This window comes from Polynucleobacter sp. HIN11 (genome assembly GCF_030297675.1).
GTDB lineage: Bacteria > Pseudomonadota > Gammaproteobacteria > Burkholderiales > Burkholderiaceae > Polynucleobacter.
This window is the reverse complement of record NZ_AP028142.1, coordinates 787536-800660: the sequence shown is the minus strand read 5'-3', so window position 1 is coordinate 800660 and position 13125 is coordinate 787536. Positions and strand designations below refer to the sequence as shown.

The following is a 13125-nucleotide window of genomic DNA, read 5'->3' as shown; positions in this document are numbered from 1 at the left end:
TAGATTGATCATTTGTACTAGATTAACTCATTTTGCTGAGCTCTTCGAAACTAACCGATTTGTCGGTTACCTTCGCGAGGCTACAAATGTGCTTCACCACGTTCTCCTCGAGAACCACTGCTTCGACCTCCTTGAGGCGGCTCGGATCACTGTAATACCAGCGCACCACCTCTTTGGGATCTTCATAAGTTGCAGCAGTCTCTTCGATAGACGCTTTAATTTGATCAGGGGTCGCGGTTAAGTTATGAAGCTTGACAAGATCCGACAGAATCAATCCAAGACGCACGCGCTTGTCAGCCTGCTCAGCAAACATCTCGGCAGGAATCGGCGCATCCTTTGCATTGGGGACGCCGCGTTGCATCAGGTCCTGACGCGCGCCTTCTACTAAGCGTTCTTGCTCGCTGGTAATTAGTGATTTAGGCACATCGAGTTGGCATTGCTTGATTAGCTCTTCCATGACCTGATTCTTAAGGAGAGCCTCGCTGCGCCGCTTCACCTCACGCTCCATATTGGCCTTAATCTCACTGCGCATCTTCTCGACGCCACCTTCGGTAATCCCAAGGGATTTGGCAAACTCATCGTCAACAGGAGGTAAATGAGGCCAGGCGACATCCTTGATGGTGATTGTGAACTGAGCTGTTTTACCTGCCACTTCTTTACCATGGTATTCCGCTGGGAAGCTTAAAGGGAAGGTTTTGCTCTCGCCCTTTTTAAGACCTAAGGCTGCGGCCTCAAACTCGGGCAACATCTGACCGGCACCGATTACGAATTTGAAGTCGTCGGCTTTACCGCCTGCAAACTCCACACCATCAATCGTGCCCACAAAATCAAGAGTGACTTGATCATCTTTTTGAGCACTCGTGTCAGCACCGCCGTCACCATGCTCGCCTGCCTCACCACGCGAGTGGTAATGCACGCGCTGTTTACGCAACACATCCAATGCGCGATCGATTTCTGGATCGTTCACATCGGTGGTGTAGCGGGTTAATTCGGAGCCACTGAAGTCCCCAATCTTCACTTCCGGCAAGACCTCAAAGAAAGCGTCGAAGACCACTTCGTCGGCACCAATCTCACTTTTGGGTTCTAAGCGGGGCTGGCTAGCTAATTTGATTCCTTCTTTTTTGCTGACCTCATAAAAGAGTTGCGAGGCTTTGTCGTACTGAACCTCAAAATCTACTTGCAGGCCATACTGCTGCTCCACCATTTTCTTGGGCACCTTACCTGGACGAAAGCCAGGCATCTTCATGGATTTACCAATCTTATTTAAACGTGCTTCGCGTGCTTGGTTCACATCAGCACGATTAAATTGGAGAGTAATTTTGCGGTCTAAGCTACCTAAGTTTTCGATTTGCACTGCAGCCTCTTTAATGAAGGTTAGATGTGAAGACTAAGCCAAGCAGCCGTGTGGTGCGAGGAGGGGGACTCGAACCCCCACACCATTTCTGGCGTCAGGACCTAAACCTGGTGCGTCTACCAATTTCGCCATCCTCGCTATTTCAGCGATGCAGACACGAACCGGCTCAGAATTCACGTAAAAGGTAGATTCTACAATGCCTTATAGAGGAGAGCCACGGCGTGGACTGCGATTCCCTCACCCCGACCCAGATGGCCTAGGGATTCATTGGTTTTGGCTTTCAAATTAATGTGGCTGTCGGTCACCTTCAGGTCGCTCGCAATGTGGCGCACCATCTCCGGAATATACGGAGCTAATTTTGGCTTTTGACAGATGACAGTAGCATCGACATTGCCAACCTGATACCCCACAGCTTGGACCTTTTGTAAGGCTGCTCGCAGTAGCACTCGGCTATCCATGTCTTTGAAGCGCGCATCGTCATCGGGGAACATTTGCCCAATGTCATGCAGACCAGCGGCACCCAAGAGTGCATCGGTAATGGCGTGCAGGAGTGCGTCAGCATCCGAGTGACCAAGCAGACCCTTTTCATAGGGAATGGTTACTCCCCCCAGAATCAATTTGCGATCGGGTACCAGAGCATGAATGTCATACCCCTGCCCGATCCGAAATGGAATGCTGCTTGTCATGGCACTATTTTACCGACGCTCACTGAGTACTAGCTCCATCAACTCCCAATCTGCAGGATGGGTTACCTTGAAGTTCCGGGTAGCACCCTCGACCAAAAGAGGTTGCCCACCTAAGCGCTCAATCGCGCTCGCTTCATCGGTAATATTGGCCCCCGCTTCAATGGCCTGACTTAATGCGTCATGGAGCACTTTGAGAGGAAACATCTGTGGGGTTTGTGCTTGCCACAGATGCGAGCGATCAATCGTCGTCTTGGCACGCATCGCATCGTGCGTGGTCTCTTTCATCGTATCGGCAACCGGCATTGCTAAGAGACCACCGGATTGCAATGTCTGATGGTGACTCTCAGTTTGCTCTTGAGCTTTGACTAAAGTGATGAGCCTGGCAATCAATTCAGGGGTAATTCCTGGGCGGGCTGCATCGTGCACTAATACCCAATCCTGCGGATCAACTCCTAGATCAAGCATTGCCGCAAGTGTATTTAAGACCGTTTGCTGCCGAGTGGGGCCACCTGTTTCCAGGAATTCAAAGCGTTTAACCGGATGAGGGTAACGTGATTTAAGGTCATGAATCAAAGAGTTTGAGCCAGGACTCATGCCGATCCAGACCGAGTTCACCTTAGGGCAGGCAAAGAAAGCATCCAAGGCATAAAGCAACATGGGCTTACCTGCCAAATGCCGAAACTGTTTAGGCTGATCGCCACCCAAGCGTACGCCCATGCCCGCAGAGGGCAATACGGCATGGCAAGGTTTAGTTAGTGTTGCCATGGCAGGTTCAGAATGGGATACATACCTGATTCTATAATGCTTCTAGATGTCGGATGCTGTCAATCCAGCGGCAGCGCCAAGGCCTGCTGCTTTACTTACACCCCCTATTCCCGTGCTACGGGCGGGGCAGCGCTTTACCTTCGATTCCATTGTTGGCTCAGCCGATGCCGCGCTTCTCGCACAAATGGCAGGCGCCTATCGCAGCAATTACAGCCAGTTTGTGGTGCTCTGCGCCAATGCGACCGATGCCCAGCGCTTACTGGAGGAGATTCCGAGCTTTGCTCCGCAATTGCGCATTCGCTTACTGCCAGATTGGGAGATCCTGCCCTACGATCATTTCTCACCGCATCAAGATTTAATCTCCGAACGCTTGGCCACTCTCTATGAAATGCAAAACGGCACGTGCGATCTGATCCTAATGCCAGTGACCACCGCATTGCAGCGGCTTGCCCCACCCGCATTTTTATCCGCTCATACTTTTTTCTTTTGCCAAGGCGAGCGCTTAAATGAAGAGGCTCTGCGTTTGCAATTGCAACAGGCAGGTTACGATCCCGTTAGTGCAGTGATGCGCCCTGGCGAGTACAGCATTCGGGGTGGCTTAATTGATCTGTTCCCAATGGGGTCATCCCTACCCTATCGCCTCGATCTCTTTGGCGATGAGATTGAACATATCCGTGCTTTCGATCCAGATACGCAACGCAGCTTGTATCCAGTGAAAGAAATCCGTTTATTGCCTGGTCATGAGTTTCCATTTGATGAGGCCTCACGCACTGCCTTTCGGGGGCGCTGGCGGGAGTATTTTGAGGGAGACCCAACGCGCTGCTCAATCTACAAGGATGTAAGTACTGGAATTCCGACGGCGGGGATTGAGTCTTACCTGCCGCTGTTTTTTGATGAGACCGCCACCGTCTTTGATTACTTTGTACGCAGCGATCAAGAGGATAGTCGCAGCGATATTTGTCTTGGCTATGTGGGTGATATTGAAACCAGTATCACGCAGTTCTGGAAAGATACCGAGCAACGCTATGCTTTTCTAAAGCACGATCTCGAGCGTCCTGTGCTAAAGCCTCAGGATTTGTTCTTGAGCTTAGAGCAGTTTTATACGATTGCGAAGTCCTATCCGCGCTTTGTGCTCCAAACGCAAGCCGCATTGGATTCAACGACGGAACCTGTCTTTACCCAATTACCAGATGTCGCCATTCATCGACGCGATGCCGATCCCCTCAAGCGCTTGCGGCAATTAGTTTCTCAAAATGAATGGCGCATCCTAATTTGTGCAGAGAGTGCAGGACGACTCGAGTCAATTCGGCAACTCATTGAAGAGAGTAATTTAGGGTCTTCTGAAGATGCAGCGTTTGCTTTACACCCACAGGGTGTAAACACCATCGCTGATTTTGTAAAAGGTGATGAGCGCTTTGGGTGTTGCGTATCTCCCCTCTTTAATGGCTTTGTATGGCAACCCCAGCAATTACTCATCATTACGGAGGCTGAGCTCTTCACGCAAACGGCGCGTCAGCGTCGGGGTAAGGAAACCAGCAATACCGATCCCGATACCCTCTTTAGGGATTTATCCGAGCTCAAGGTCGGCGACCCTGTGGTTCATGTCGAACATGGCATTGGTCGTTACCAGGGCTTGGTATTACTCAATATGGCGGGTCCTAAAGAAGCACCCGCCTTCGAGGAATTTTTGCATCTCATCTACGCGCACGATGCAACCTTGTATGTGCCAGTCCAACAACTGCATCAGGTCACGCGCTATGCGGGGGCCGATCCGGATTCAGCGCCCTTGCATCAATTGGGCTCTGGTCAGTGGGATAAAGCCAAGCGCAAGGCTGCTCAGCAAATACGAGATACGGCAGCAGAGCTTCTCAATCTCTATGCCGCACGAGCAATCCGCAAAGGTCATGCCTTCGAGTTCTCGGCACATGACTATGCCGCGTTTGCAGAGAGCTTTGGCTTTGAAGAAACGCCGGACCAAGCGAATGCGATTGCTGCAGTGATTGGCGATATGACTAGCGGCAAGCCGATGGATCGCTTGGTTTGTGGCGATGTGGGTTTTGGTAAAACCGAGGTGGCACTTCGCGCTAGCTTTGTGGCGGTGATGGGTGGTAAACAAGTGGCGATTCTGGCACCCACTACCCTACTGGCTGAGCAACACGCTGCCACCTGGAAAGATCGTTTTGCCGCCTGGCCAGTTCGGATTGTGGAGCTCTCACGTTTTAAGACTGCTAAAGAGATCAGTGCGGCATTAGCTGCGATTGCTGCCGGTGAGGCTGATATTGTGATTGGTACCCATAAGCTCCTCTCCAAAGAGACGCAATTTGCGCGCCTTGGTTTGGTAATTGTTGATGAAGAACATCGCTTTGGTGTGCGTCAGAAAGATGCCTTGAAGGCATTGCGTGCAGAGGTGGATATCCTCACACTCACTGCCACTCCAATACCGCGCACTTTAGGTATGGCGCTCGAGGGCTTGCGTGAGTTCTCGGTGATTGCGACTGCTCCTCAGAAACGTCTAGCCATTAAGACCTTTGTGCGACGTGAGAGTGATGGTGTGATTCGGGAAGCGGTCTTACGCGAGATCAAACGTGGTGGTCAGGTGTACTTCTTACACAACGAGGTGGAGACCATCCAGAATCGCAAGCAAGCCTTACAGATGCTCTTACCCGAAGCCCGAATTACCGTGGCGCATGGCCAAATGCACGAACGCGAGCTTGAAGCCGTGATGCGAGATTTTGTCACGCAGCGCAGTAATGTCTTGCTGTGTACCACCATCATTGAAACCGGGATTGACGTACCAACCGCCAATACCATCATCATGCATCGCGCTGATAAGTTTGGTTTGGCGCAGCTCCACCAATTGCGCGGTCGCGTGGGCCGCTCGCATCACCAAGCCTATGCTTATCTATTAGTACCTGATCCAGATGCACTCACGAAGCAAGCACGTTTACGCCTAGACGCGATCGTGGCGATGGAAGAACTCGGTTCTGGTTTTTATCTTGCTATGCACGATTTAGAGATCCGTGGGGCTGGTGAGGTATTGGGTGATAAGCAATCGGGTGAGATTCATGAAATTGGCTTTCAGCTGTATACCGAGATGCTCAATCGCGCAGTCAAGTCCTTACGCAGTGGTAAGGAGCCCGATCTCCTCTCACCCATGCAAGCGGTGACCGATGTTAATTTAGGGGCACCCGCTCTCCTGCCTGCGGATTATTGTCCCGATGTGCATGAACGCCTATCGCTCTACAAACGCTTTGCCAGCTGTGAAGCCTTTGATGAGTTGAGCCAGTTGCGTGAAGAACTTGTGGATCGCTTTGGTAACTTACCTGATCCTGCCAAAGCCTTTTACGAGACCCATCGGCTACGCCTTGAAATGGTTCTCTACGGCATTCAGAAAATGGATGCGAGTCCAAATGGCATCCAGGTAAGTTTTATTGCACACCCTCCATTGGATCCCGTGAAATTGATTCGTTTGGTGCAATCCAACCCTCAGGTGCAACTCAATGGCCAAGATCGCATTAAATACTTACCTACTAAGGGGTCCTCGTTTGATCAGCTTGAGCAGCGCATCGAAGCGATTCGACAGCTCATGAAACTCTTAAGCACGGCTCTGGTGGCCTCGGCACATCCTCTACCAACTCCTGCGCTCTCATCGATCGCTTAGGCATAATTGATTTATGGTGTTTTCATCGTCTCACCCCTTCCCCAGTTTGCAGATCTTAGGATCAAAAGCGACTGATCCCCAACTCGTTTCAGGCTTAGAACGTGCTATGCAAACCCTGGGGATTGATTTTCAGCATACTGCGGGGAGATTTTTATTAATGCGCGAGATTGAAGCATTCGAACGCAATGGTCTGCGCCAGTATTGTGCAGAGCGTGGTTGTGATTTGGCCATTCTACCTACTGGCTTTAATCCAAGCACACTGAAAGTCTTGGCCATGGATATGGACTCGACCTTAATCAATATTGAGTGCATTGATGAAATTGCTGACTTTACTGGCAAGAAAGCAGCGGTCGCAGAAATTACTGCGGCCACGATGCGTGGCGAGATCCCAAACTTTGCTGAGAGCTTGCGTCGCCGTGTTGCCCTATTAGAGGGTGCGTCCATCTCGGCTTTGCATTCGGTCTATGAGGAACGCTTACAACTCAATCCCGGAGCCGAGCCCTTGATCAGCGGTGCGCATGAACGTGATATGCACACCCTACTGGTTTCGGGTGGATTCACATTCTTTACCGATCGCATGCAAGAACGCCTTGCCTTGTGCGAGACGCACTCCAATCAGCTAGAGATTGTGAATGATCGACTCACCGGTAAGGTCTTAGGTGAGATTGTGGATGGAGCGGCCAAGAATCGGTTTGTGGAAGCGGCGTGTGCACACTTTGATCTCGATAAGCGCGCTGCAATTGTGATTGGTGATGGCGCCAATGATCTATTGATGATGGCCGACTGCGGTTTGAGCGTCGCCTATCGCGCCAAGGCGATTGTTAAAGAAAAAGCCGACGTCGCTTTAGACAACGTCGGCTTGGATGCAGTCCTCGAACTGCTCTAAGGCTTAGAGTCGCTCAAATACCGCGGCAATGCCTTGACCGCCACCAATACACATGGTGACTAAGCAGTATTTACCGTTGGTGCGATGCAATTCATAAATGGCTTTAGTGGCGATCGCAGCACCGGTGCAACCTACCGGATGACCAAGGGCAACTGCACCACCGTTCACATTGGTCTTTGCTGGGTCCAAACCTAATCCCTTGGTGACAGCAATTGCCTGAGCAGCAAAGGCTTCATTGGACTCAATCACATCCATCTTGTCTAGAGTCAATCCAGCGCGTTGCAAAGCAATCTTGGTTGCGGGAATGGGGCCCTCACCCATGATGTGATTGGGTACACCAGCGACTGCATAAGAGACCAAACGTGCGATTGGCTTTTGTCCAGCTTTGGCAGCCACATCAGCCGCAGCCAAGACCATGAAGGCAGCACCATCGTTAACACCCGATGCATTTCCTGCGGTGACTGTGCCACCCTCTTTTTTGAAGGCAGGCTTCATCTTCGCTAAGGTCTCCATGGTGGTATCCGGTTTGCAATGCTCATCGGTATCAAACACCACATCACCCTTTCGGGTCTTTAATGTAATCGGTACGATTTGGGATTTAAAGCGACCCTCTTTAATTGCTATTGCTGCACGGCGATGGGATTCAACAGCAAAGGCATCTTGATCCTCGCGTGTAATCTTCCATTTCTCAGCCAAGTTCTCGGCAGTGATGCCCATATGACCCACACCAAAAGGGTCTGTGAGAACGGCGACCATCAGGTCAATCATTTTGGTATCGCCCATGCGTGCACCATTGCGCATTGCAGTGGCTCCATACATTGCACGCGACATCACTTCAACGCCACCGCCCACACCATAGTCATAATCATTGAGCATGATGCCTTGCGCAGTGGTCACAATCGCTTGCAATCCAGAACTGCACAAACGATTCACTGCCATCGCGACCGAATCCATTGGCAGCCCCGCTTGAATTGCAGCCACGCGAGAGACATAAGCGTAGCGTGAGTCAGTTGGCATAGTATTACCGACCGTCACATAATTAATCTTGGCAGGATCGGCGCCAGAACGGGCAACGGCTTCTTTCATCACCACACCAGCCAACTCTGATGGCTCCATGCCACTGAGACTGCCGCCATAACTACCGATTGCAGAACGCGCTGCACTTAAGACCACGACTTCACGACTCATCATTGTTCCCTTCTTTACAGATTAGCCCAATAGCTAGTTTTAGCTCATTATCTACACTTGCACAATCAGATCATGCCCTTGCGTATCAAGGACGGTTGCCTTTACAAACTCCCCAACCCGATACCGCTTGGAAGGCTTGCTGGGTGCAAGAATTCGCACAATCCCATCAATTTCTGGGGCATCGGCCGCACTCCGACCAATCCCACCCTCTGGGGTCACATGATCAACCAATACCCGAATGCGTTGGTCGACTAATCGCCGTAAGCGCCGGCTCGATTGCTCCTCAGCAAGCGCCATAAAGCGAGAGCGCCGCTCCTCGCGAATGGGCTCTGGGACAGGGTTGTCGAGCGCATTCGCAGTAGCACCCTCCACCGGTGAATAAGCAAAACATCCGGCTCGATCGATTTGCGCCTCTTCCATAAATTGCAATAAGGCTGAAAACTCCTCTTCGGTCTCCCCGGGAAATCCAGCAATAAAGGTACTGCGGATCACCAGGTCAGGACAAATCGCACGCCATGACTGGATTCGGTCCAGATTTTTTTCACCACTGGCGGGTCGCTTCATGCGCTTGAGGACATCTGGGTGTGCATGCTGAAATGGAATATCAAGATACGGTAAGAGTCCAAATCCCGTATCCTTGAATTGAGCCATGATCGGCAAAATCTGATCAACATGCGGATAGGGGTACACGTAATGCATCCGCACCCAGGCTTGATGCGATATGGCGAGCTCATGAAGTGCAAGTGCCAAATCGTAAAGACGGGTCTTAATGGGTTTGCCATCCCAAAAACCGGTGCGGTACTGAATATCCACACCATAGGCACTCGTGTCTTGCGAAACCACCAAGAGCTCTTTAACTCCCGACTCAAAAAGTTTTTGTGCTTCTTGCAACACATCGCCGATGGGACGCGATACCAAATCGCCTCGCATGCTTGGAATGATGCAAAAGCTGCAACGATGATTACAACCCTCTGAAATTTTTAGGTAAGCGTAATGCTTTGGCGTTAGTTTGATCCCAGCCGGAGGCACAAGATCCAAAAATGGGTCATGCGGTTTGGGTAAATGGGTATGTACGGCTTGCAAGACTTCAGCGGTTGCATGTGGTCCAGTTACCGCTAATATTTTGGGATGGATGCTAGTAATCAGATCGCTACCATCGGCATTTTTCTTGGCACCTAGGCAACCGGTCACGATCACCTTGCCGTTCTCGGTGAGGGCTTCTCCAATCGCAGACAGACTTTCCTCCACTGCAGAGTCAATAAAGCCGCAGGTGTTGACGATCACCAGATCGGCCCCAGCATAGTCTTTTGCGGTCTCATAACCTTCGGCACTTAACTGCGTCAAGATGAGCTCAGAATCCACCAATGCTTTGGGACACCCCAATGAAACAAATCCTACTTTTGCAACCACGAATAATGCCCGATCTTAATGATGTAATGAAAGTCTCTAAGCCCCGTGCTTAGGAGTTGGAATCCGATGTGTCAGATTTGCCTTTGAATGGGAAGCCAGTAAAGAGTTGGTTCGAGCCTTGCATTTGTTCCTGCATTTTTAGGAATAAGTCCTTGCTCTGATCCATATAGTTGGTCATCAAATTTTGCATAAAAGGATTTTGCAAGTTCATCATTTGGGTCCAGGCTTCAGTACCACCACCGGTCATCGACTTGGATTGCTCCGCTAACTTTTGCTGCATATCCATAAAGGATTGCATGGTGCGCTCCAAATGGCTCCCCATCAACCCTTGCATCGAGTGACCATAAAAACGGATCATTTGCTGCAGCATCTGGGTCGTGAAGAGTGGCACCCCGCAGGCCTCTTCCTCAAGAATGATCTGCAAAAGTATGCTGCGGGTCAGATCCTCATCGGTTTTAGCATCGAGAACCTTAAAGCTCTCGGACGCCATAACCAACTGCTTAATGTCAGCAAGAGTTACATAGGTACTCGTCTGGGTATCGTAGAGACGCCGATTGGGGTACTTTTTGATTAGGCGCTCATCGCCAGCCCGTTTTGTTCGTGTAGCCATGGTGATTCCCTTGCTCGCTGTTGCAATGCAGAATTTACCTTAGTTTAGCCTGTATGGATCCCCCCATTGACCGAGAAGTCGGCGCCGGTTGAGAAGGCGCCGTCGTCTGAGGCAATCCAAGCGCAGATTGAGGCAATCTCGTCGGGGGTTCCCAGGCGCTTCACTGGGATTGTGCCGACAATCTTCTCAAGCACATCCTCCCGAATTGCCTTAACCATATCTGTCGCAATATAGCCTGGTGAAACGGTATTCACGGTCACCCCTTTGCTAGCAACCTCTTGGGCTAGCGCCATGGTGAAGCCATGCAAGCCTGCCTTGGCAGTGGAATAGTTAGTTTGACCAAACTGACCCTTCTGACCGTTGACCGAGGAGATATTAATGATCCGGCCCCAGCCGTTATCGATCATGCCATCAATCACTTGCTTGGTTACATTAAAGAGCGAGTTCAGATTGGTATCAATCACCGCCTTCCAATCCTCAGGGGTCATCTTCCGAAACACGCTATCCCGAGTGATGCCGGCATTGTTCACCAAGACATCAACCCGACCTACCTCGGCTTTGACCTTCTCAAAGGCTGCTTTGGTGCTCTCCCAATCGGATACATTACCCTCAGACGCAATGAACTCATAACCCAAGGCTTTTTGCTCACCAATCCAACGATCCTTGCGGGGCGAGTTTGGGCCGCAACCAGCAATCACCTTAAAGCCGCCTTTGGATAAACGCTGACAGATCGCCGTGCCGATTCCGCCCATCCCACCTGTTACGTATGCAATCCGTTGTGCCATCATCTTCTCCTTGTATTCAAATCAATCGATTAAACCTTTTGCGCCTTTTCTTTCACATAGGTGCCAGGTGCTGCAACTAATTTTTTGTACTTGCCATGCCCATAATTTTTCGGTGCAGGAATCTGTTTACCACCATATTGAGCGAGCCACTCGGTAAAGTCGGGCCACCAACTACCCGGCACTTCTTTGGCACCTTTGAGCCATGCATCCGCGGTTTTTGGTAAATCAGAATTAGTCCAATAATTGCGTTTCTTCTTATGCGGAGGATTAATTACACCCGCAATATGACCCGAGGCCCCCATCACAAACCGAATCGGCCCCTTCAAAATTTGAGTACTCTGATAACCCGAGTGCCATGGCACGATGTGATCATCACGTGATGCGTAGATGTAAGCAGGGACCTTGATCTTACTTAGATCAATCTTCTCCCCACAGACCTTGAGCTTGCCCGGTTTGGCTAGATCATTTTGCAAGTAAGTATGGCGCAGATACCAGCAATACATCGGGCCAGGCAAATTGGTGGAGTCCCCATTCCAGTAGAGCAAATCAAATGGCGGTGGCGAGTTACCTTTGAGGTAGTTATCCACCACATAGTTCCACACCAACTCGTTGGGTCGCAAGAAGGAGAAGGTATTGGCTAACTCCAAACCAGATAAGAGGCCATAACGCCCTTCAGCACCGCCGATGGATTTCTCACGCAGATTGACCAAGGACTCATCAATAAAGACATCGAGGATGCCTGTGTCCGTGAAATCCAATAAGGTGGTCAAAAGCGTCAGGCTTTCAATAGGATCCTGTTTACGTGCAGCCAGCACTGCGAGTGCGGTGCTCACTAAAGTACCGCCCACACAGAAGCCCAAAATATTGATCTTGTCTTGTTGACTGATTTCCTGCGTAACCCGAATTGCTTCGAGCACGCCAGTACCCACATAGTCCTCCCAGGTAATGCGATTCATGCTGGCGTCTGGATTTTTCCAGGAGACCAAAAATACGGTGTGCCCTTGGCTCACCATATAACGCACTACAGAGTTATCAGGTTGCAAATCTAGAATGTAGTACTTGTTAATGCACGGGGGAACCATTAAGAATGGTCGCTCATAAACCTGATCAGTGAGAGGCTTGTACTGAATCAATTCAAAGAGCGAGTTCCGAAATACCACCGCACCTTCGGTCTGTGCCAAATTTTTACCCACCTCAAAGCCACTCTCATCGGTTTGGCTCACCTTTCCTTTGCCAAGATCACCCAATAAGTTCAAGATCCCCTTTTGAATCGATTGACCTTGGGTCTTGAGGATAGTCTCCAATGCCTCTGGGTTGGTGGCCAAGAAGTTTGAGGGCGATAAGGCATCAATCATTTGATTGGTCGCAAACTCAATGCGCTGTCGAGTTTTAGCATCGGTCTGCACGGCTTGCACGAGCTCATTGAGATAACGTGCATTCAATAAATAGGTGGAGACTAGTGCTTTGCTCCAAGGGTTTTGCCAAGCCTCGCCCATAAAGCGTCGGTCTTTGAATTCCAATGCGCTGGGATCTTTACCCAATTTACCAAGGTCTTCGAGATATTTGGTTTGAATTTCGGAGAGCTTGTCTGGGGGAATCATGGCCATGTATTGCGGGGCCAAGCTTGGTGAATTACCCAAATTCATGATGATGGTGATCTTCTTAAAAGTGTCAATCAATCTAATCAGTACGTCTCTATTCTCAGGTGATTATGACGCAAGGGTTATAAGCACTAACCCTAGCATTTATCAGGATCGCTGGGCTGAGATGCGGCAATTAC

Annotated in this window: 10 protein-coding genes and 1 tRNA gene; 2 read left to right on the top strand and 9 right to left on the bottom strand. The window is 50.3% G+C overall.

Features of this window, described 5'->3' with window-relative positions; genetic code table 11:
• Positions 1–22: 22 nt before the first annotated feature.
• From tig to ispD, 4 genes are all read right to left on the bottom strand, one after another.
• The gene (tig, locus tag QUE60_RS04255; protein WP_286227389.1) at positions 23–1354 is read right to left on the bottom strand and encodes a trigger factor; all 1332 of its coding nucleotides are present in this window, start codon (positions 1352–1354) and stop codon (positions 23–25) included.
• 51 nt (positions 1355–1405) lie between these two features.
• Positions 1406–1492: transfer RNA gene (locus QUE60_RS04250), tRNA-Leu, on the bottom strand.
• A gap of 53 nt (positions 1493–1545) precedes the next feature.
• Complete coding sequence (ispF, locus tag QUE60_RS04245; protein WP_286224640.1) at positions 1546–2040, bottom strand: 2-C-methyl-D-erythritol 2,4-cyclodiphosphate synthase; 495 nt, start codon at positions 2038–2040, stop codon at positions 1546–1548.
• Between the two features lie 9 nt (positions 2041–2049).
• On the bottom strand, positions 2050–2805 hold the full coding sequence (gene ispD, locus QUE60_RS04240; RefSeq protein ID WP_286227388.1) for a 2-C-methyl-D-erythritol 4-phosphate cytidylyltransferase: 756 nt from the start codon (positions 2803–2805) through the stop codon (positions 2050–2052).
• Positions 2806–2851: 46 nt separating this feature from the next.
• Between ispD and mfd the strand changes: the two genes are divergently transcribed.
• The gene (gene mfd / locus QUE60_RS04235) at positions 2852–6466 is read left to right on the top strand and encodes a transcription-repair coupling factor (protein WP_286227387.1); all 3615 of its coding nucleotides are present in this window, start codon (positions 2852–2854) and stop codon (positions 6464–6466) included.
• Between the two features lie 13 nt (positions 6467–6479).
• Positions 6480–7352 carry a phosphoserine phosphatase SerB gene (gene serB / locus QUE60_RS04230; protein WP_286227386.1) on the top strand — a complete coding sequence of 291 codons (873 nt, stop codon included), beginning with the start codon at positions 6480–6482 and terminating at the stop codon, positions 7350–7352.
• 3 nt (positions 7353–7355) lie between these two features.
• Here the strand turns inward: serB and QUE60_RS04225 are convergent, their stop codons facing one another.
• The 5 genes from QUE60_RS04225 to phaC are packed head-to-tail and all read right to left on the bottom strand — an operon-like array spanning position 7356 to position 12991.
• Positions 7356–8540 (bottom strand): acetyl-CoA C-acyltransferase family protein, encoded by a 1185-nt coding sequence (locus tag QUE60_RS04225; protein ID WP_286224636.1) that lies wholly within the window; start codon positions 8538–8540, stop codon positions 7356–7358.
• Between the two features lie 51 nt (positions 8541–8591).
• A complete protein-coding gene (gene rimO, locus QUE60_RS04220) occupies positions 8592–9950 on the bottom strand; it encodes a 30S ribosomal protein S12 methylthiotransferase RimO (protein ID WP_286227385.1) in 1359 nt (452 codons plus the stop codon).
• Between the two features lie 49 nt (positions 9951–9999).
• Positions 10000–10560, bottom strand: coding sequence for a polyhydroxyalkanoate synthesis repressor PhaR (gene phaR / locus QUE60_RS04215; protein WP_286224634.1), 561 nt, complete (start codon positions 10558–10560; stop codon positions 10000–10002).
• A 44-nt stretch (positions 10561–10604) separates the two neighbouring features.
• Positions 10605–11345, bottom strand: coding sequence for a 3-ketoacyl-ACP reductase (locus QUE60_RS04210; protein ID WP_286224633.1), 741 nt, complete (start codon positions 11343–11345; stop codon positions 10605–10607).
• Between the two features lie 29 nt (positions 11346–11374).
• Positions 11375–12991: a class I poly(R)-hydroxyalkanoic acid synthase gene (gene phaC, locus QUE60_RS04205; RefSeq protein ID WP_286227482.1), complete on the bottom strand. Its 1617-nt coding sequence runs from the start codon at positions 12989–12991 to the stop codon at positions 11375–11377.
• Between the last annotated feature and the right edge of the window lie 134 nt (positions 12992–13125).

What these genes read in the sequence shown, in the direction of transcription:
- ispF (WP_286224640.1), bottom strand. Translation starts at nt 2,040, where the DNA reads ATGACAAGCAGCATTCCATTTCGGATCGGGCAGGGGTATGACATTCAT.
- ispD (WP_286227388.1), bottom strand. Translation starts at nt 2,805, where the DNA reads ATGGCAACACTAACTAAACCTTGCCATGCCGTATTGCCCTCTGCGGGC.
- mfd (WP_286227387.1), top strand. Translation starts at nt 2,852, where the DNA reads ATGTCGGATGCTGTCAATCCAGCGGCAGCGCCAAGGCCTGCTGCTTTA.
- serB (WP_286227386.1), top strand. Translation starts at nt 6,480, where the DNA reads ATGGTGTTTTCATCGTCTCACCCCTTCCCCAGTTTGCAGATCTTAGGA.
- QUE60_RS04225 (WP_286224636.1), bottom strand. Translation starts at nt 8,540, where the DNA reads ATGAGTCGTGAAGTCGTGGTCTTAAGTGCAGCGCGTTCTGCAATCGGT.
- phaR (WP_286224634.1), bottom strand. Translation starts at nt 10,560, where the DNA reads ATGGCTACACGAACAAAACGGGCTGGCGATGAGCGCCTAATCAAAAAG.
- QUE60_RS04210 (WP_286224633.1), bottom strand. Translation starts at nt 11,345, where the DNA reads ATGGCACAACGGATTGCATACGTAACAGGTGGGATGGGCGGAATCGGC.
- phaC (WP_286227482.1), bottom strand. Translation starts at nt 12,991, where the DNA reads ATGAATTTGGGTAATTCACCAAGCTTGGCCCCGCAATACATGGCCATG.